We start from the raw sequence: 20,708 nt of genomic DNA, 5'->3' as shown, positions 1-20,708 counted from the left end.
TATATAGAATTTATGTCTCACTCTATTGATGAGCTAAATGCAATTGTTGTTTTTCAATGGGAATCCATTTCTGACGCATTTGATAAATCAAACCTATTCCTAGGAAATGGATTCTCAATCTCCCTTTGCAACAAACTCTCTTATAAATCACTGTTCGATAAGTTCAAATTAACAGCAAGCTCAGAACTACTTAAGGTGTTTTCTGATTTTAACACTAATAATTTCGAGCTTATAATTCAGATATTAAACAATACAGAAAAAGTAAATGAAATAATTAATAATATTTCTAATAAAATAGAGCCTTTGCGAGATGAGCTGAGAGACGGCTTAATAAAAACAGTTCAGGACAACCACCCTACTCATAGCGAAATTTACTATCCACAGCTTAGAAGCCTAGGATATGAGTTATTAGATTTTTCAGATATTTTCACAACTAATTATGATGTATTTTTATACAAAAGTATACTACAAGTTATATCTGATTTTCGGGACAAGAAGCAAGAAGATCCATTCATAGATTACTTCTATGAAGCCGCTAACCCTACTGAGTTAAAGTTTTCCAACTCAAATCCTTATAGCTCAGCTCGAAGTATTTACTATCTGCATGGCGCATTGTTTCTTTATGTATACAGAAACCAGCGCTCTACTTATAAGCTTAGAAGATTGGAACAGCTAAGATTAGAATATATTCAACTTATAAGAAGAGAAATAGAGAATAATAACTTCCCTATTTTTGTTGCTGAGGGTCATGCAAACGACAAACTTTCTACTATAAATAATAATTCATATTTGAGTTTTTGTGCAAGTAAACTTCAAACATCATTCAGAAACATTACATTTTACGGATTCTCTTTTAGTGAGCCTGACAAACATATCGTCAATTTTGCAAACAAAAGCCACGCTAAACAAGTAGCCATTAGTATATATAAAGGCGATAAGACTTTAGAAGAGCTAGAAAAAGAGAGTTCCTTTTTCCGAAATACATTTACAAATAAAGATGTGGTCGTCTATGATTCCGAAACTCTATTTCACAGTTTAAGGTCATTTTGATTACATCTTACTTAAGCTACTCACTGACATCATTATGGGCTACAAAAACGTTTGTTTTGACTGTGAAACTGCCTTCAACATGCAGTATGTTGCCATTCGACAGGCTAATTGTCCTAAAAGAGCTACCGTCATTCGCTGGCTCTTAGGTTACTGAGCAAAGTATGTCGCCCCCCCAAACAACCCTCCAGCCGCAACCCGCATCTTAGCTGCATGAAGAAACTCTGGCTACTGATGCTCCTCACGGCTGCTACCCACGCGGCCCACTGCCAAACCGCGCCGGCTCCGCTCCCCGATTCCATTCAAACCTTTCTCGACAAGAGTCTGACGCTGCTGGAAACCTATTCGCTCGAACGCAGCACCGTCGATTGGCCCCAGCTGCGGCAGACGGTGTACCAGAAAGCGCAGGGCGCCCAGTCGGTGCGGGAGCTGCTGCCGATTTACCCGTATGTGTTTGAGCAGCTCAAGGACGACCACGGCTGGCTGACCTACAAGGGTAAAACCTATAAGTGGCGCAACACCGCCCGCCCGGCCTACATCAATACTGTCGTGAAGGAAGCCCTGGCGAAAAAGCCCGGTATTCTGGTCAAAATGCTCCCCAACAACGTCGGCTATATTCAGTTGCCGGGCATCAACGCGGGGGGCAGTCTGCAAGCCATGCGCGACGCGGCTAAGGTGGTGCAGGATTCGCTCTGCCGCATCAACTCCGATAAGGTAAGGGCCTGGATCGTTGATTTACGCCTAAACGACGGCGGGGCCATGGCACCCATGCTGGCCGGCATCGCACCCCTGCTCGGCGACGGTCACCTGGGGGGCTTTGTGGACAAAGACGGCAAGCCCGACCAGCAGTGGTACCTCAAGCAAGGCAACTTCTACATGGATACGTTGCAGGTAACTACGCTCCAGGACCGCTGCCCCGTCAAGCGCACCGATAAGCCCATTGCCGTGCTGCTCAGCGGCATGACCGCCAGCTCCGGCGAGATTGTAGCCATCAGCCTAAAAGGTCGGCCCGCCACCCGCTTCTTCGGCGAGCCCACTTACGGCGCCACCACCGCCAACGAAAGCTACCGCATCAGCGGCTCCTCTTACCTTACCATCGCCGGCCTGCTGGAAACCGACCGCAACAAAACCACCTACAAAACCAGCCTCACCCCCGACGTGCTCATCACCGGCGGCGATAACTTCACCGACCTTCGCCAAGACGCTAAAGTAGCCGCGGCGCTGAAGTGGCTGAAGAAAGGCCGCTAGAATAATTGTAGAGACGCGACACTTCGCGTCTCCTCGTTGAACGAACGGCTGTGTGTCAACTAAACAACTTCCACAACGAGGAGACGCGAAGTGTCGCGTCTCTACAGCGTTCAGCGGTAAAGGCCTTCTCCATTATCGTATTCAGCCTCCCAGCGTGTTGGGTTAGTACTGATGTAATGACGGATTCGCTCTAGTTCGTGCTGGTTTCGCACCACCCGATCGTGAAAGCGGGACTGCCAGTGAAATTCTATACTATGGTAACGAGCGTACATAGTTACGGCTGATTTAAACCCGCGTAGCACGGATGCCAAATTCTTAGACTGGGGGCCAAATTGATTATCGTATGCTTGTAGAGACGCGACACTTCGCGTCTCTCCGCTCGAGATGCTTGGCTCATCCTTGTCGAAAAGCAATACACCGTGTAGGTGATCAGGCATCATGATAAACGCGTCCAGACGTACAAATGGCGCAAACTCAGGAATGGTGTTCCAGTACTCAGTAGCTTTCTCACCTAATACGGAGGTGCGCAAAAAAGCAGCATCCCAATTCCCGTTGGGTACTTTGATTGCACCAAAATATGGTTGTCGGTTTTTTGTACAGATGGTGATGAAATAGATGCCACTCTGCCCATAATCATAGCCTGGCAAGCGAGTAGAAGCTACGCGATATGTGTCCTGATAACGAGAATCATTCATTAAAATAAGATTGTAGAGACGCGACACTTCGCGTCTCCTCGTTGCTGACGTTAACACAACTGCTTTCTTTTATTAGGTCGCGCAACGAGGAGACGCGAAGTGTCGCGTCTCTACAATCGTGCTGGATTACAAACGCGGATCTACCGCTTCGCTTTCCAGGGCAAGCACACCGAATACGCATTGGTGCACCTCCCGCAGCGGAGCGCCGGCCACGAAGCGTTCCAGGCTTTCCACGCCGAGGGCAAATTCCCGCAGGGCTAGGTTGCGCTTGGCTTTTACGGCCCGCTCCTTCAGGCGCTCCAGGTTGCCGGGCAGCAGGTAGTCGGGGCCGTAGATGATGCGCAGGTACTCGCGGCCGCGGCATTTGAGGGCGGGCTGGACGAGGCCTTTTTTGGTGGCGGGGATGAAGTCGTAGGGCTTTACTACCATGCCTTCACCCCCGGCATCGGTGAGGTCGGTCCACCACTGGGTGGCGGCTTCCACAGCGGCGGGGTCTTGCAGATTTACGACGTGGTAGGTGGTGGCACGGAGCAGGCCGGGGTCCTGGAGGCTAAGGGCGCGCAGGGTTTCCATGTGCCAGGCGTGGTCTTTATCGAAGTAGGTGCGGCCCTCGGTGGCCAGCAGGTGAAAGGGCGCCAGGCGCAAATCGTCGAGGCTTTCTACCGGCCAGCAGTAGCGGCGGTAGGCCTCGGCGTAATGGGTGGCGGCAGTGTGGCGGGCCGAGGTGCGAGCCAGCAGGGCTTCCACGCCGTCGAGGCCGCGGCTGGCGGCTTGGGCCAGTGTGGCTTCGGCCAGGGGCAGGGCGGCGCTGGCGGCAGCGGCTACGGCGGCGTATTGGTTCTTGATCAGCTCTTGGGCCTTGGCCGACCACGGCAGCAGCTCGGCATCGAGGCAAAGCCAGTCGGTTTGGAATTTCTCCCAAAAATTGCCCCCCAGCAAGGCCGCTTGCAGGCGGGTGAGGAAGGCGGCTTCCAGGGCGGGGTCGGTGAAGAAGTTGCGGCCGGTGCGGGTGTAGCATTTGCCTGGCCCCTCGCCTACCACCCCGAAATGGCGACGCGCGGCGTCTTCGTCGCGGGCCAGCACCACCACTACGCGGCTGCCCATGTGCTTTTCCTCGCACACTACACGCTCCACGCCTTGGCGGCGGAAGTAGTCGAAGACCTCGGCGGGGTGCTCCAGCAGGTCGGGCAGCGGCGAGGTTTCGGTGGGCGACATGGTGGGGGGCAAATACAGCAGCCACTTGGGGTTAAGGGCAAAGCGGCTCATCACCTCCAGGGCGGCCACGGCGTTTTCCTCCCGGATGGTAACCGAAGGCAGCAGGCGCGGCCGAATAATTTGCTTGCCCGTCACGTCGCGGATGTCCAGCAAGTCGTCGTGCTGCTGTTGGGCGGAGAGGTCGGTTTGGGTGGCCTCTAGCAGTTGCAGAGCGCGGTAATTCAGCGGGCGCACTGGCTCACAGTACACGCGGGCGGCGGGCACGGCTATTAGCTCCCGCTCGGGGTAGCGTAGGGCCGTGAGCTGACCGCCAAACACGCAGCCGGTATCAATATCGATGGTGTTATTTAACCACTCCGCCTCAGGCACGGGCGTGTGACCGTACACTACCATGGCGCGGCCCCGATACTCGGAGGCCCAATTGTAGCGCACGGGCAAGCCAAATTCGTCAATCTCGCCGGTCGTTTCGCCAAACAACGCAAACGCCCGCACGGCACCTGAGCCGCGGCCCTGCATTTCCTCGCGCATGCCGGCGTGGGCCACCACCAGGCGGCCGCCATCCAGCACATAGTGGCTCACAAGCCCATCCAGAAACTGCCGCACCTGATTTTTAAACGTATCCGACTCGGCCGCCAGTTGCTCCAGCGTTTCGGCGAAACCGTGCTGCACGTTCACACTTTTGCCCCCCAGATGGCGCAGCAGCTTGATATCATGGTTGCCGGGCACGCACAGGGCCAGCCCGTCCTGCACCATGCGCATGACTAAGCGCAGTACTTGCGGCGAGGCAGGGCCGCGGTCAACTAGGTCGCCGAGGAAAATGACGCGGCGTTCAGCTCCGATAAGTGGTAGAGACGCAATATCTTGCGTCTCGTCGTTGCTGACGTTGTTTGGTTGAATGCTTTGGTTGGGATCATTCTGCGCGGGGTCGTTCAACGACGAGACGCAAGATATTGCGTCTCTACCGCCTGTCGCCTCAATGCGGCGCGTCACGCGTACGCCTAAATCGCGCACATCCACCACCGGCTCCGCTTCTACTGTATAGCCCAACTTATCAAGCAACTGCACCAGTTCGTCGTAGCAGCCGTGCACGTCGCCGATAATGTCGAAAGGACCAGTTTCGTGCTTGCGGTTGCTGTAGAGGGGGTCGCGCACGATGGTCCGCACCGCGTCGATTTCCTCAGCACCGTGCAGGTGATAAATGTGGCGAAATCCCTCCTGTTTGAGGGTTTTGAGGCTGCGGCGCAGTTGTTGGCGCTGCTGGGGCACCACGTGCCGGGGCATGTGGCGGCGTTCGGGGCGCGTTTGGTTGCGGTCCTCGGCTAAGCGGTCGGGCACGTCGAGGATGATGACGGTGGGCAAGACGTGGTAGTCGCGGGCCAGCTGCACGAGCACTTTGCGGGCTTCAGGCTGCACGTTGGTGGCATCTACTACCGTGAGCAGGCCGCGCTTGAGGCGCACACCTACCAAATATTGAAGCAGGGCAAACGCATCAGGCGTGGCCGATTGGTCGTTTTCATCGTCGGCAATCAGGGCCCGGCAGTAGTCAGAAGACACAATTTCAGTGTCTTTAAATAACCGACGGGCAAACGTACTCTTCCCCGCCCCCGACGTGCCCATCAGCAGCACCAGCGAGAGTTCGGGAAGTTTTAAGGTAGTCAGAGCCATAAGAGCAAAGCAGGCGTATATTTAGGAATAGCTTTCTTGGCAACCTTAACGGGTTTCTAGCTTATTCGGCACGATACGATGGCACATACGAACTCCACTTATCACGACTTAGCCAGGCTGGTTTACAAAAAGCTAACAAAGACGAACTATCCGCAGCCCAGCGAGAGCATATTACATCATCTGTTCGAGAACCTGTTTTTTACCAGCCTCAAAACGGAAGAAGGCCAGCTGATTAAGGTTACGGTCACCTTCATCGATCCCGCTGACCCCGACCCTAGCCCGCCGGAGCGCATTGTGGCCGACCGCTGGAATTATATCCACTTCCGCAAACGCATTCCCTTCACCGTCAAGAACATCGTGAAGCTATCGAAAGCAGCCGACCCATGGAGCTCGTCGCTGGCCGTTTACTACGACTCCAATGATGAGCTTTTTATCTGGGGAATGATTGATCAGGCGGTTCACTACCAGGATTTTCTCAACTACGAAACTGATTCCGGCTCCGAACAACCCGGACTTTTCCAGACTACCATATCCGACATTGGGAGCATTTATGTAATGCTCGATTATGAGTTGATTGCAACCTTAAAGCAAAACACGTTAATCAGTAATTATGTCGATGTTTTCAGAAGAGGTACCGTAAATAAAATACTAAAATTATACTCTGAACCGTATAAAAAAGAAATAACAAATTATATTAAAAAACAATATAAGGACGAGAATCCCAGAGATTGGCACGAATACATAGAAACTTCCATTATTCAATCATTATCGCGCATACTTCTCAAAACTCAGAGCTATCATAACGGGGGGGCTTTTTTGATAACTCCGTATCAGAAAGCGGGTTTAAATGTAAAACACGAGCTATCTTACGACCGATTGTTTAGGGCTATTATAAATTATATACAGCTTAATATTGCGCATTACAAGTACGCCAATGCTATAGCGGCTGAATTCTCAAAAGACGAGAAAAATTTGGTTCCTGTATCCTTATATGTGAGCGAAAACGTATCGGAAGCGCAAAAAAAAGAAACGAGCGACGAAATAAAGGGCGCCATCCGATTTATCTCCTCTCTTTCCTGTATCGATGGTCTGGTTGTGCTTACCACCGACTTAAAAGTAAGGGGATTTGGTACGGTCATTCGCTCCAAGCCGCTGCCGGAGTATATATATGTAGCTAAAAGTGCAACGGTGTGCGACAGTAAAGTAACGCCAATTAGCCCTAATCAATTTGGAACCCGGCACAACTCCATGTTTTCTTATTGTTGGAGTAATAAAGGCAGTTTAGGCTTTGTCGTTTCTCAGGACGGTGATATTCGGGCAATTACCCGGGTAGAGGATAAATTGGTGATGTGGGAAAATATTAAAGTGCAGCAATTTATTAAAAGTGATAAAATCAGCAAGCCATTAAATATTAATATTAAAGAATGATATAAAGAGCTTTACGCTCTATCTATATGAGTCTTTGTTGGGCTAGCACGAGTCGTTGCTTAGATACTCTACGCTCCAGCCCGAGAGTTGGAAATAGCAGTGAAATGCGGCGTATGTTTGGTAGCTTAAGTTAGCTGCTGTCATTCCCATTTTTCTCCTCTATCCTACCCATGTTAAAAGGCTCATTTACATTGATGTTGCTTCTTACAACTATGCTGGCTTGGGCAGGCCAGCCAGAACCTATAAGCATTGCCAGCCCCGATGGGGCGGTGCGGGTGTCGGTAAGCCTTGGCAATCAGGGCGTTCCGGTTTACTCGGTAGCTTACAAAGAGACAGAGTTGCTACGGCCCTCAAGCCTGGGCCTAAAACTAGCCGACGCGGATTTAAGCAAAGGACTCAAGCTAGCCAGCGCTGGTAAAACGGCACCTGTTACCGACAGCTACACCCTTACCAACGACAAACGCTCGACTTGCCGCTACCAGGCCAATCGGCGCGAAATCGCGTTTTCGGGCAGCAATGGGCGCCGGATCAGCATCGTGTTTCAGGTATCGAACGATGGGGTGGCATTTCGCTATGTGCTGGGGGGCAAATCCAAGGAGAAACAGAGAATTCTAGCCGAAAAAACCACTTTCAAGCTGCCCACGGCGGCCAAGGGCTGGCTGCACCCGCACGCGGTTGCCCAAACGGGCTGGTCGAATACGCAGCCGTCGTACGAGGAGAAATACAAGATGGCCATAGCTGTAGGCACGCCATCGAGCTTAGGTCAGGGCTGGTCGTTTCCGGCGCTGTTTCAGGCGGCTGGCAACTGGGTGCTGCTAACCGAGGCCGGCATGGAGCGCAATTATGGCGGCACCCACTTGGCCCACCTTTCGCCCGATGGCGAGTACAGCATCGCCTTTGCCCAGGAGCGCGAAGGCACTACTCCCACTGCGAGTACCGCGCCCGAATCGACGCTGCCGTGGAGCACGCCGTGGCGCGTGCTGGTGGTGGGCCCCACGCTGGGCACCATCGTAGAATCGACGCTGACGACCGACGTGAGTGCGCCGGCCAAACTCAAGGATATGGCCTTTATTAAGCCGGGCAAGGCCTCCTGGAGCTGGGCTTTGCTCAAGGACGAGGCCACCGTGTATGACGTGCAGAAGCGTTTCGTAGACTACGCGGCCGACATGAAGTGGCGCTACTGCCTGATTGATGCCCTGTGGGACAAGCAAATCGGGTACGATAAAATGACGGAGCTGGCCACCTACGCCCGCACCAAAAACGTGGACCTGCTGGTGTGGTACAACTCCAACGGCAACTGGAATAAAGCCCCCCAGACGCCCATAAACGTGCTTTTCGAGCCAGCATCGCGCAAGAAGGAGTTTGCCCGCTTGCAACAAATGGGTATCAAAGGAGTGAAAATCGACTTCTTCGGCGGCGACGGGCAGTCGATGATGAACTACTACCAAGACCTATTAGACGATGCGGCCCAGGCCAAGCTGCTGGTCAATTTTCACGGCACCACCATCCCCCGCGGCTGGACGCGCACCTACCCCCACCTGATGACTATGGAAGCGGTGCGCGGCTTCGAGTTTCTGACCTTTGCCCAGGCCGATGCCGATGACCAGTCTACGCACTGCGCGATGCTGCCCTTCACCCGCAACGCCGTGGGGCCCATGGATTTTACGCCCGTCTGCTTCTCCGAAATTCCAAAGGTTAACCGCCTCACCACCAACGGCTTCGAACTAGCGCTTTCGGTGCTGTTTCAATCGGGCATTCAGCACTACGTGGAAGTGCCGGAGGGTATGCAAAAGCAGCCGCCCTACGTGGTGAACTTTATGCGGAATTTGCCCCCCAGCTGGGACGACGTGAAGTTTCTGGACGGTTTCCCCGGTGAGTACGCCGTGGTGGCCCGCAAAGCCAACAACAAATGGTACGTGGCCGGCATCAATGGCACTCCCACCGACCGCACCATCACCCTCGACCTATCCAAGCTGGGCGCAACCAAAGGCGGCACCCTCATCACCGACGGCACCACCAACCGCGACTTCAGCACCCGAAGCTTCACGGGCACGTCGCTCACACTGCCGGTAAAGGCGCGCGGCGGATTTGTGATTGAGTTGAATTGAGAGCAGCTTGTTGTGCAGTCGACTCAATAGTAAAAATTTATATAATGAGAATCGAGCATTTAACCCTCGTCATACTGTTTTTATTTTCATCTTGTAAACCAGGATTAATTAATCACAAAATACCAATAGAAGTTTTTGCTACTAGTAAGACTACACTATTAGGCGTAAAGAGCAACAATTTCAGAGGAACTATTTTCACTGATAAATATCCGTTTACTTTATTACATGTATCAGATATTGATTCTTTAAAAAGATTTACACCAACATTAGAGGAGTTACAAGAGGCAGAATATATCTTATCAAGAAAATTACAGTTCGCAAATAGGAGTCGCATGAATCAATCAGATGACAATCAGATAATTCATAAAAATTTAAATAAATATTTTAGACAGTATGTAGGATTCTTTAATAAAAAGGGAGACAAGATAATACATATCAATTTTCATTGGAATGAATATACTCTGGTTGACAATATAAGAGGCTCACTAGATACAAGACTTAAATACGATTCTGATTATTCAACAGTATTTGATGGTGGCAGTTATTATTGGGAAATCAATGTTAACCTTACTAAGAATAAGCTGTCTGATCTACAAGTTAACGGAACATCATAAATCCATGTAAAAAATTATTTACCGCTCAAACACCGCCAACTGCGAAGGCGCCCCTACTTCTCCCGCCTCTGGCCCCAGCGCTTCCACGCGCACGCGGTAGCCGTAGCGCTCTGCAACTCCCGCTGCCCAAGCCGCAAACTGCGACCGCGTCCATTCGAAGCGGTGGTCCTGGTGGCGGAACTCCCCGGCGGATAGCGTTTCGTAGCGCTGATTGTAGTCGGCATTGGGCGTGGTGACGAGTACGGCGCCGGGGCGGGCGCGGGCGAATACCACCTGCTCAAAAGCCGCCAGCCGGTTTTCGTCGAGGTGCTCAATAACTTCGACGACGGCCGCCGCGTCGTAGCCGCTGAGGCGCGGGTCGTGGTAGAGCAGGGAGCCTTGCACCAGGGTGAGCCGTTCGCGCTGCCTGGGGGGCATTTCCACGATGTGTAGGCGCTCGTGGGCGCGTTGCAGCTCGCGGTGCGACACGTCCATGCCCAGAATGTGCTCGATGTGCGGAATTTTGAGCAGCCGACGCACCAGTTTGCCCTCACCGCAGCCCAAATCGAGTACGCGCTTGGCCCCGAGGCGGCGGATTTCTTCGGCTACGCGGTCGAGGCGCAGGTCGTGGAGGCTTTGCTTTTCGGCTTGTTCAACGGGGGCCTCACCCCCTAGCCCCCTCTCCCAAGGAGAGGGGGAACTAGCTTTTAGAGTTAATTCTAAATTAGATTGACTAGAGCTAGAAATATTAGCATCTAGTTCCTCCTCTCCTTGGGAGAGGGGGCTAGGGGGTGAGGCCGTCGTCAGGTCAGCTTCCTCCCCGGCTAGTAACCGCTCCAACGCTGGATCCACGTACTGGCGCAGATTGCGCAGGTAACGGCGCGTGATAAACTCCCGGTCGGGGTGTTGGGGCAACCAGTCGCCGCCGCGGTGCAGGAGTTTGTCGGCCTCGGCCTGCCCGATGTAGTAGTGCTTGTCGTTGTCGAGGACGGAAATGAGTACGTAGAGGTGACTGAGCAAATCGCGCAGACGCAGGGCCGGGTGGAGCAGCCGGAGCGTGAAGTAGCGGCTGTCGCCCCAGGCCGGCACGGTGGGGTCGAGCGGGTAGGCTTCGGTTTCGATTTCGTAGCCCAAAGGGGCAAAAAGGCGTTGGAGCTGGCTGGCGTGGGCGGCGGGCAGGGCGGCTACGGTGGCTTCGAGGGGCAAGAGCGTGTCGGGCAGGTCGGGGCGGTCTTTGCAGGTGCCATTCATAGCCGTGCTGAAGGCTTTGACCAACGCCGTGCTCATAAAGGATGAGGCCGCGTAGGGCCGGTCGTTCACGTATTGCTCCAGGGCAAAGCCTTCGCCGGCCGGACCGCGGTGGTTGCGCACCAGCGCCACGGGGTCGATGTCGAGCAACAGAGCGGCCGTGCAGCGCTCCGCAGTAGCCTCGGGATAAAAGATGTGGGCCTGCCCGTAGGCAATGTCCACCGACTGCAGGCGCGCCGGATTCTTGTGCAGCAGGTAGCCCAAATCGGTGGCGGGCTGGTGGGTCGTGGTAATGGTGAGTAGCATAAGGAGAAGCTAAACCGGCAAAAAAGCCCCCCAAGATAGTCGGGTTCGGGAGGCCCGCACCCCAGCGGCCTGCACTTCGCCCAAAAAAGCCCCCCAGCCTCCCTGCGGGTCGCAATTTCATAACCTCGCCGTCACAGCTTGATAACTGGCTCTTTACACGACGGTAATATGCCCCCAATACTTTTGGGCATTCTTAGTACGCAACCTCTTCCCCTACCTAACTATTTGTTTATGAATAACATTACCCTCTCGACACGCCTTTCTGCCTTAGCTCTGGGTGCCGCGCTGACCAGCTGCGAAACCGACAAAGGCAACCAGCCGAGCATTCCGGTTAACAAGGCCGTGAAGCTGGAAAACCATTCGGTAACGCCGGCCCTCATCAAACCCTTGTCAGGCTTCGACAACCTCAAAATCTATTCCCTCATCAGCTCCGACGACGTGCTGCCCGCCTCGCCCGAGTTTATGTTCGGCGGCTCGGCCGACGGCGCGGGCCTACTACGCAACCCCGACGGCAACGGCTTCACCATGCTCGTCAACCACGAGGACAACCTGTCCATCTCGCGGGTGCAGTTCGATAACAACTTCAAGCCCGTAAGCGGCGAATATGTCCTCAACTCCGACGGCGGCCGGTGGCGCTTGTGCTCAGCCACGCTCGTAACTCCTAAGGAGCACGGTTTCGGCCCTGCGTTTCTAAGCGCTGGCGAAAGCGATGTAAATGCCCAAACCCATCTGATTGATCCATTTGCGCCTAATAACACGCAAGGCATGGCCAAAGGTATTCGGGGCCTGGGCTACTGGAGCGCCGAAAATGCGGTACCTCTGCCTAAGTCGGCCTACCCCGGCAAAACGGTGGTGCTGACCGGTGAAGACGCTTCCGACGCCACTGGGGGGCAATTGGCGCTCTACCTGAGCAACGTAGTGGGCGACCTCGACGGTGGTCAGCAGTACATGCTACGCCGCTCCGACCTCAACCAGAAAGAAACCGACATCAAAGTGGGCCAGAAGTATGACATCGAATTTGCCCTGATTCCGGACCACAAGAACCTGACTGGCAACCAGATGCAGGCCCAGGTTGACCCGCTGAAAGCCATTAAGTTTGGCCGCGTAGAGGATATAGACTACCGCAAGGGCCACGAGAACAACGGTCAGGGCAACCGCGCCAACGGCCGAGAAATCTACTTCAACGTGACCGGCCAGGCCGCTTCTGGCGCCAACGCCGATAACTCACGGACGGTATGGGGCCGGGTGTACCGCCTTGTATTAGATGAGAAAAACCCACTGAAAGGCACGCTGGAAGTAATTCTGGATGGCGACGACCGCAAGGGCATCGCCGGCGAGTTTCAGAATCCCGACAACATCTGCGTAACCGAAAACTACGTGTATGTGCAGGAAGACTCCAACGGCTACGGCCCCGAAACCCACGATGCCTACATCTACCAGTACGCCATCAATGGGGGCGGGCTGAAGAAAGTATTGGAGCTGGACCACCGCCGCACCGAGGCCGACGCCGCCAAGTATAATGTAGGTAGCGGTGCCGCCCGCAAAGGTAGCTGGGAGTACGGCGCTATGCTCGACGTATCCGATGACTTAGGTATTCCGAACACGTTTGTGGTGTGCATTCAGCCCCACAGCTGGACCGGCCAGAAGTACCGCGACGGTGGCGCCAAACCGAACAACGGCAACAGCCAAGCCAGTCAGCTGGTCGTCATCAGCGGCCTGCCCCGCTAACCAAATAACGCATGCAGAAAGCCTCGTCCGACCAAGGCGAGGCTTTCTCATGTGTGTAAAACAGGTGTTTACTCATTTGTTTATTTATTGAAAATCAGATGGTAAAGTTTTTATTATGGATTGCAGCGGGTTTATTCATTCTAGCTTTACTTGGCCCTACGGCCTGCCAACGACCCGAGGCTAGCGTAGCTCAAAAGGCCGCAGCCCGCCCCACTGATCAGGTGCTGGCTACCTACCACCAGAACCTGATCTTGCTCGATTCGGCCCTGGTGCAGCTGCAAAAAAGTGTGGCTACTAAGGTCCCGGTGGCAGCCCAGCGGCGAGCATTTAGGCTGGCCCGGCAACGCTATAAGCAGGTGGAATTTTTGGCTGAATATTACCAGGCTTCCTTAGCGAAGCTGCTCAATGGTCCAGCCATTATTGAAGTAGCTGACTACGACCAGGAGCAGCGCCAGATTATGCCCGAGGGCTTGCAGGTAATCGAAACCTATTTCTACCCCGAAGCCTATGCCCCCGATCAACACGCCGACCTGCTCAATCAGTTGGCCCTCACGCGCAGCTCCCTACGCGGCCTGCGCAACTCAGCCGATATTCTGGTGCTCACCGACCGGCACGTGTTCGATGCCCTGCGCCTGGGCGTGTTCCGCGTCGTGACGCTAGGGCTGCCGGGCTTCGATACGCCTGCCTCCCCCGGAGATGCTGTGCCTGAGGCTGTAGCCAGCTTACAGGCCCTGCGCGCCGCTCTAGCCGCTTACACGCCTACCTTGCGCACCCGCGATGCGGCTCTGGCTGAGCGCCTTGACAAAACGTTGACCACCAGCATTAATCATTTAAAATGCTCACCTGCCGCCGATTTCGACCAGCTCACCTTTTTGACCAAATACGCTAATCCTCTGTCCCAGCAGCTGCGGCAGGCCCAGCTGGCACTAGGTATTCCAGAATTCACGGAGGCGCGGGCCTTGCGAGCCAGTGCCGCCACATTGTTTGACTCGGCTGCTTTCAACGCCGATTATTTTGCCCCCCAGAGCGATGCGCGCACTACGCCGGCGCAGGTAGCGTTGGGTCAGCAGTTGTTTTTTGATCCGGTGCTGTCGGGCAACGGGGGGCGGAGCTGTGCTTCCTGCCACCAGCCCACCCGCGGCTTTGCCGAAAATCGGGCCCGCAGCGTTGCCTTTGCCGGTAAGGGAACGGTCAGCCGCAACGCTCCTACCCTGCTGAATGCAGCTTTGCAACGCACTCAGTACCACGATGGCCGCCTAAATTACCTCGAAGACCAGGCCGCCGACGTGCTGGCCAACCCCACCGAAATGCACGGCTCCCTGGCCCGCGCCGCCACACTCTTGCGCCAAAGCCCAGCCTATCGGGCCGCGTTTGCTCGCGCTTTCGAAACAATGGACGCCACCGAGGCTACCATTACCGAAAACCAGGTGCAGCAGGCCCTAGCCAGCTACGTTCGCTCCCTAGTGCGCCTCAACTCGCCCTTCGACCGCTACGTGCGGGGCGAAACGGCTGTGCTAGATGCGGCGGCCCAGCGCGGCTTCAACGTGTATATGGGGAAGGGAAAATGCGGCACTTGTCACTTCATGCCCCTCTTTAATGGCAACGTAGCCCCTACCTTCGACCGCACCGAAACCGAGATTCTGGGTGTGCCTGCCCAAGCCAGCCTTCACCCTAAAACCATCGACCCCGATCCGGGCAAGTTCCGTCTGCAAGGTATTGAGTGGCAGCGACACGCCTTCAAAACGCCCACCCTGCGCAACATCGCCCTCACCGCGCCCTACATGCACAACGGCGCCTACCAGACCTTGGAAGAAGTAATTGAATTCTATAACCAGGGCGGCGGCGCAGGTCTGGGCCTCAACGTCCCCAACCAAACCTTGCCATCCGATAAGCTTAACCTCTCTAAAGCTGAAAAAAGCGACCTGCTAGCCTTCCTACACTCCCTCACCGATACCTCCAACACCCAAAAAGCTCCCCATAGTCTCCCGAGGTTTCCGGCGGGCCTGGCTCATCTCAATAAGCGAGTTGTGGGGGGCAAATACTAGGGTTATGGGCGTTTGCAGAATAAAACTAATAGACCAACAAGCAGTCATGCAGAACGCAGTGAAGCATGACGGGCTAGAGGAATACATCTAGTAAATTCACTCATATCTACACCACATCACCCCCCAGCAGCCCCGCATACCAATGCCCGGAATCCTTCACGGTGCGCTGCTGGTTGTCGTAGTCCACGCGGACCAGGCCGAAGCGTTGATGGTAGCCCTCGGCCCACTCGAAGTTATCGGTGAACGACCAGGCGAAATAGCCATCTACCGGTACGCCCTCGCGCTGGGCGCGCAGCACCTGGGCTATGCAGGCGCGCAGAAATGCTTGCCGGTCCGCGTCGGGCACGCGGCCGTCGATGAGCTCGTCGGGGAAGGCGGCGCCGTTTTCGGTAATGAGCAAGCGGGGGGCATTTTTGTAGTTGTTGAACTGCTTGAGCATGTGGTAAATGCTTTCGGGATACACCTCCCAGCCCATCGTGGTGTGGGGCACGCCGCGCTCGGCCGCGCCTACCAGCTTGGCCCACACCAGCGGTATATAGGGCGAATGACGCACCACTTCGCGGGTGTAGTTCTGGATGCCCCAGAAGTCGAAAGCGAAGGGCAAGTGCTGCTCGTCGCCGGATTTCATGTAGCGACTGAGCCAGCTGAGCACAGGCGCTTCGGCCACCGGATAGCCCATTCCTAGCGCTGGCTCTACAAAAAGACGGTTGAGAATGGCATTGGCGCGAGCCGTAGCGCGCTGGTCGCGCAGCAGGTCGGGTCGCCAGGGCGTAAGGTGCGAGCAGGAAAACGTGGTGCCAATCTGGGCGGTGGCGGGGAGTGTGGCGCGCAGGGCCCGGCCACCTTCGGCCTGAGCCAAAGCAGCGTGGTGAGTGCTCGACAAAAAGCTCCCCAGCCCCCGGTGGCCGGGTGCGTGAATACCGATCATGTGACCGGCACCCGTAAACACCATCGGCTCATTCAGCACCATCCAGTGCTGCACACGGTCGCCGAAACGGGCGGCCACGTGCTGAGCGTAGTCGGCAAACCAGCCCACGATGCTGCGGTTGGTCCAGCCACCACGCTGCTGGAGGGCGGCGGGCAAATCCCAGTGGTAGAGCGTGGGCCAGGGCGTAATGCCGCGCTCCAAACAGCCATCTACCAGCCGGTCGTAAAAATCTAACCCTTTGCTATTCAGCGTACCTGTGCCGCTAGGCAACACCCGCGACCAGGCTACCGAGAAGCGAAAATTGGGAATATTCAGCTGCCGCATCAAATCCAGATCAGATGGCCAGCGGTGGTAGAAATCGGTGGCTATCCGGGCGTGGGCGTTGCTCTTAATTTTTTTGGGGCGCTGTACGAATTCGTCCCAAATGCTGGGCCCCTTGCCATCGGCATCCCATGCGCCCTCGGTCTGATAGGCCGCGGCCGCCACGCCCCACCGGAAATCAGGACCAAAATCGCCTCGGGAATAGGTCTGGGGGGCATTTTCGGGAAAGAAAGCGGCGGGCAAGGCAGCAATAGAATCAGGCATTCAGACAATAACTAAGGACAGCAGGCACCGCCGCTCTAACCAGGAGAAGTGACTATTCTGATCTGCTTATTTTTGGCTACGCATACGGATAAGCGGGGCAAGAAGATCAATATGCGGCTTTCGTTGAAAAGCAACTTTCAGCGTTATCACAGGTTTTCTGTACGTCCTAAATTGATTTAATTGATAGCGCATGGGTTACAGAATGCTTCTGTCAGCAAGGTTTGCAGCCACAAAAACGCTCGTCGGTTAGTACAAAAGCGGCGCACTCGCTTACCTTCCATGAGTTAAAGTCGCAGATTTGGGTTGAGCCTTACTAGTGGACATAAAAAGTAAAATTGGCTGTTTATTCGCCATTTAACTTCCCGGCTATGAGTAAAAATGTCCTTTTAGGAATCCTAGGGCTTAGTATGCTCGCATTTGTTGCGGCATTTTTCATTGGTCGCCTCCAGCGGTCCACTCCTGTCCGCACCCCTCAGCTAACCAGCCGGGCAGTAAGCGCCCGCCGGCCCGAATCGGCGGCAGCAGTGGCTCGGCGGGCCAGAATGCAGGATTCGGTGGCCGCTGCCATGCTGGCCCAAAGCACCGGCGCTAACGCCGCTGAGTCGGAGGTCACTGTCGAAAAGGAGGCCACCGAGGAGCCGGTTTTGCCCCCCGCTCCTCCCCAGCCTTCCCCAGCGGAGCTAGCGGCCGCCAGACAGCGAGCCGCCGAAAACCGAATAGCCATAGCCGCGCGCCGCGCCCACGCCGACCAGCTACCCGACGAGTTCAAGAAATATTATGCCCAGGAATTGCCCGAAGACGCTATTTCGGATGAACTGAACGTGCGGGCCCGCGTCTCGGGTGCTCAGGCCGAGAATATTACCCTTTCCTCGCCCGCTTTCAATGAAGACAACAAGGATTTCGTGCTTGAGCAGGTGCGCAGCGAGCTGACCGAGCTAGGTTTCAAGCAGGTATCCATCACGAACGGCAAAGGCTTCACGACCAAAACCCGCTTTTAAAGCCAGACAACAAGTTGGCCTTAGCGCCGGAAGTACACGGTGAAGGTAGAACCCACGCCTACTTCGCTTTCTACCTCAATTTTGCCCCCCGCATTCTCCACCATCTTCTTGACCATATACAAGCCCACGCCCGAGCCTTCCACGTGCGTGTGGAAGCGCTGAAACATTTGAAACAGCTGGCGCTCCCGCGACAGATCAATACCCAGGCCGTTGTCCTGTACTTTCATCACCACGTAAGTCTCCTCGGCGTGGCAGTGCAGACTTACCTGCGCCGGGCGGTCGGGATGACGGTATTTGAGGGCATTGCTGAGCAGGTTATAGACGACGGAGCGCAGATTCTTCTCCGAAAAAGCAACTACCGGACAGCGCAGCACATCCACTTTCAGCTGAGCATCGGCTTCCTGAAGCAAAGGAGCCAGATCCAGGCGCACATCTTCCACTACCTCCGCCAGCATCACCTGACTTATGGCCTGCCCGTGCTCCTTTTGCAGCTTCGATACATCTGTCAGGTGGTTGATGGTGGATTTGAAACGGTCCACGGCGCTTTGCATCAGCTCCAGAATGTAGTCTACTTCGCCAGAACGAGCATTTGCGGGCAATTCTCCTGCTAACACATGCACTAGGCCCTCGATGTTGGTAATTGGTGCTTTCAGATCGTGGGAAGCGGTATAAATAAAGTTATCCAGATCTACGTTGGTGCGGGTGAGCTGGTCGTTGGCGGTTCGCAGCTCTGTGTTCAGAGCGTGAGCCTCGTCGCGGGAAGTGCGCAGCTTTTTGGTCAGGCGTTGCAGGGCTAGCTCGGCCAGCTTCTGCTCGTGCACATCGATGACCGTGCCCACCATGCCCTCAAACTCCCCGGCTTCACTAAAGCGTGGTAGCCCGCTGTCAGTTACCCAGCGGTACACACCGTCGTGGCGCTTTAGCCGGAAGAGCTTATGATACGGCGCTCGCTGTGCGTTGGCTTCTATAAAGGCAGTGCCCGCGGCGGCGGCATCGTCGGGATGGATGGCTCCTACCCAGCCCATACCCAGGGCCTCGGCGGTAGTTTGGCCGGTGAAGGTATACCAGGGCTGGTTGAGGTAAGTGCAATATCCTTCGGGATCAGTCACCCAGAGCATAGCCGGTGCGTTGTCGGCCATCAGGCGAAAGGACTCTTCCCTCTCTTCCACCATGCGGCGGGCCCGCACCTGCGCCGTGACGTCCTGAGCGAATACGAATACTCCATCAATGCCCCCCGGCCCGTTATGGCGGGCCTGAAAGGTGAAGTTCCAGTAGATTTCCTCCATCGGAGCATCTTTGTAACGCGCCAGCAGCAGGGGCAGCTCGTGCGCCACATAGGTTTTCCCTGTTTGGTACACTTGTTTCAGTGTGTCAGGAATAAGCGTATCGGCCAGCTCGGGCAAGGCTTCCAGCAGAGGCTTGTCGAGCAGGTCGCGGCCGGGAAAAATTTGCTGGTAAGCAGGGTTAACCAACTGATACACCATCTCGGGCCCGTCGAGGATGACGATGGGCGTAGGGGCTTGCATGAATAGCTGATCCAGCTGCCGCTGCTGGGCCTCGCGCCGCTGGCGGGCCAGTACTTGGTCGGCCACATTGTAGGCGAAGGTGGAGATGCCCACAATCTCGCCGTTTTCGCGGTACGCCTGGTAGGTGAAAGTGAAGTACATCTGCTTGGGCGGACGGCCATCGGGCTGGGCTATCAGCAAGGGCAACTCCCTACCGAAGTAGGTTTCTCCGGTCTGGTAAACGTTATCCAGCAAGTCCACAACGCCCGCCTCCACAGTTTCGGGGAGTGCTTGGGCTACGGAGAGGCCCAGCAGCTGGCGGTCGGGGAAGAAAGCCTGATAGGCGGCGTTGATATACTCGTAGCGATGCTCAGGCCCGCGCTGAATGCAGATGGCCGCTGGGGTGTGCTCAAATACCTGGTAGATGGTTTTGCTGGCCTGTTCCCGGCGTTCGGCGGCCGCCCGCAGCTCGGCTTGGAGTGCTTCGGCCTGCTGACGGGCCCGAAACTGCTCAGTTACCTCAAAGGCAAACACGAGTACGCCGTCAATCTGCCCGCGCTCATTGCGGCGGGCCTGCTGAATGTAATTGAAATAACGGTCCTCCATCACCCCATCGGGCCTAGCAACGGGAACGAGGATGCCAAGCTCTTCGTGGGTTACTCCTGTCTGATAAATTTGACGGAACACCTCCACCGACGAATGGTTGGCCAACTCGGGCACCGCCTCCACAAAGGGCAACCCCAGCAACTGTCGCCCCGGCAATAGGCGCTGGTAGCCGGGGTTTACCAGCTCAAATACAAAGTCAGGCCCCGAGAGAATGCAGATGGCGGCGGGCGCTTCCATAAACAGCCGCTGCAACTGCTGGCCTTGTCGTTGAACATCAGCCTGGGCTTCAGCTACTTCTATGAGAGTGCGGGGTTGGTCGGGCGTATCGGTAAGGCTTACCAGCAGGCTCTGGCCGGCGCGGCGGGCGGCCAAGCGGTAGTAGTTTTGGTAGCCATCGGCCTGATACTGCACATCATGCTGTACAGGCTCCCCGGATTCGAACGCGTTGAGGTGGAAGGCGAACGTGCCATAAGCCTGACTCCGCGGCCACTGCTGCAAGTGCGTCAGGGCGGGCTGCTCAGGCAGGCTTAGCATGCGCTGAGCGGCAGGGTTCACGTACGCAAAAGCAAAATCGACGACGCTGCTGCCATCCGAATCGTATACCGGACGATAAATAATCAGCCCAGTAAGCGATACATCAAGCACGCCTCGTAGCAACTCATCCAGCGGCTGCAGGTCATGCAGACCTGGCAAAAGGGAGCTTGGGACAGTGTCAGAATGGAGCATTACGTGGCAGAGGAAACAAAGGCGATGGACATGG

The 20,708-nt window shown here is 55.3% G+C and carries 13 protein-coding genes; 8 read left to right on the top strand and 5 right to left on the bottom strand.

Annotation, left to right across the window (positions count from 1 at the left end; genetic code table 11):
* The first annotated feature begins 12 nt into the window (after positions 1 to 12).
* Complete coding sequence (locus tag H8B13_RS02435; protein ID WP_187309229.1) at positions 13 to 1,050, top strand: DUF4917 family protein; 1,038 nt, start codon at positions 13 to 15, stop codon at positions 1,048 to 1,050.
* A 210-nt stretch (positions 1,051 to 1,260) separates the two neighbouring features.
* Positions 1,261 to 2,295 (top strand): S41 family peptidase, encoded by a 1,035-nt coding sequence (locus tag H8B13_RS02430; RefSeq protein ID WP_187309228.1) that lies wholly within the window; start codon positions 1,261 to 1,263, stop codon positions 2,293 to 2,295.
* 110 nt (positions 2,296 to 2,405) lie between these two features.
* Here H8B13_RS02430 and H8B13_RS02425 read toward each other — a convergent pair whose 3' ends face one another.
* The gene (locus H8B13_RS02425; RefSeq protein ID WP_187309227.1) at positions 2,406 to 2,990 is read right to left on the bottom strand and encodes a transposase; all 585 of its coding nucleotides are present in this window, start codon (positions 2,988 to 2,990) and stop codon (positions 2,406 to 2,408) included.
* Between the two features lie 126 nt (positions 2,991 to 3,116).
* A complete protein-coding gene (locus H8B13_RS02420) occupies positions 3,117 to 5,870 on the bottom strand; it encodes a polynucleotide kinase-phosphatase (protein WP_187309226.1) in 2,754 nt (917 codons plus the stop codon).
* A gap of 78 nt (positions 5,871 to 5,948) precedes the next feature.
* Here H8B13_RS02420 and H8B13_RS02415 point away from each other — a divergent pair, with 78 nt between their 5' ends.
* From H8B13_RS02415 to H8B13_RS02405, 3 genes are all read left to right on the top strand, one after another.
* On the top strand, positions 5,949 to 7,298 hold the full coding sequence (locus H8B13_RS02415) for a putative sensor domain DACNV-containing protein (RefSeq protein WP_187309225.1): 1,350 nt from the start codon (positions 5,949 to 5,951) through the stop codon (positions 7,296 to 7,298).
* A 194-nt stretch (positions 7,299 to 7,492) separates the two neighbouring features.
* Positions 7,493 to 9,406, top strand: coding sequence for a glycoside hydrolase family 97 protein (locus H8B13_RS02410; RefSeq protein WP_261990195.1), 1,914 nt, complete (start codon positions 7,493 to 7,495; stop codon positions 9,404 to 9,406).
* Positions 9,407 to 9,450: 44 nt separating this feature from the next.
* Positions 9,451 to 10,020 carry a hypothetical protein gene (locus tag H8B13_RS02405; RefSeq protein ID WP_187309223.1) on the top strand — a complete coding sequence of 190 codons (570 nt, stop codon included), beginning with the start codon at positions 9,451 to 9,453 and terminating at the stop codon, positions 10,018 to 10,020.
* Positions 10,021 to 10,038: 18 nt separating this feature from the next.
* On the opposite strand, the gene H8B13_RS02400 is transcribed toward H8B13_RS02405, so the two are convergent.
* Positions 10,039 to 11,553, bottom strand: coding sequence for a 3' terminal RNA ribose 2'-O-methyltransferase Hen1 (locus H8B13_RS02400; RefSeq protein WP_187309222.1), 1,515 nt, complete (start codon positions 11,551 to 11,553; stop codon positions 10,039 to 10,041).
* A 231-nt stretch (positions 11,554 to 11,784) separates the two neighbouring features.
* On the opposite strand from H8B13_RS02400, the gene H8B13_RS02395 reads away from it, so the two are divergent.
* Complete coding sequence (locus H8B13_RS02395; RefSeq protein ID WP_187309221.1) at positions 11,785 to 13,281, top strand: hypothetical protein; 1,497 nt, start codon at positions 11,785 to 11,787, stop codon at positions 13,279 to 13,281.
* 98 nt (positions 13,282 to 13,379) lie between these two features.
* On the top strand, positions 13,380 to 15,326 hold the full coding sequence (locus H8B13_RS02390) for a cytochrome-c peroxidase (protein WP_187309220.1): 1,947 nt from the start codon (positions 13,380 to 13,382) through the stop codon (positions 15,324 to 15,326).
* 106 nt (positions 15,327 to 15,432) lie between these two features.
* Here H8B13_RS02390 and H8B13_RS02385 read toward each other — a convergent pair whose 3' ends face one another.
* Complete coding sequence (locus H8B13_RS02385; RefSeq protein ID WP_187309219.1) at positions 15,433 to 16,839, bottom strand: GH1 family beta-glucosidase; 1,407 nt, start codon at positions 16,837 to 16,839, stop codon at positions 15,433 to 15,435.
* A 407-nt stretch (positions 16,840 to 17,246) separates the two neighbouring features.
* On the opposite strand from H8B13_RS02385, the gene H8B13_RS02380 reads away from it, so the two are divergent.
* Positions 17,247 to 17,837, top strand: a complete 591-nt coding sequence (locus H8B13_RS02380) for a hypothetical protein (protein ID WP_187309218.1) — start codon at positions 17,247 to 17,249, stop codon at positions 17,835 to 17,837.
* 20 nt (positions 17,838 to 17,857) lie between these two features.
* Here H8B13_RS02380 and H8B13_RS02375 read toward each other — a convergent pair whose 3' ends face one another.
* The gene (locus H8B13_RS02375; RefSeq protein WP_187309217.1) at positions 17,858 to 20,674 is read right to left on the bottom strand and encodes a PAS domain-containing protein; all 2,817 of its coding nucleotides are present in this window, start codon (positions 20,672 to 20,674) and stop codon (positions 17,858 to 17,860) included.
* Between the last annotated feature and the right edge of the window lie 34 nt (positions 20,675 to 20,708).

Source organism: Hymenobacter sp. BT188 (genome assembly GCF_014333585.1).
GTDB lineage: Bacteria > Bacteroidota > Bacteroidia > Cytophagales > Hymenobacteraceae > Hymenobacter.
This window is presented reverse-complemented; position numbering and strand designations above follow the sequence as displayed.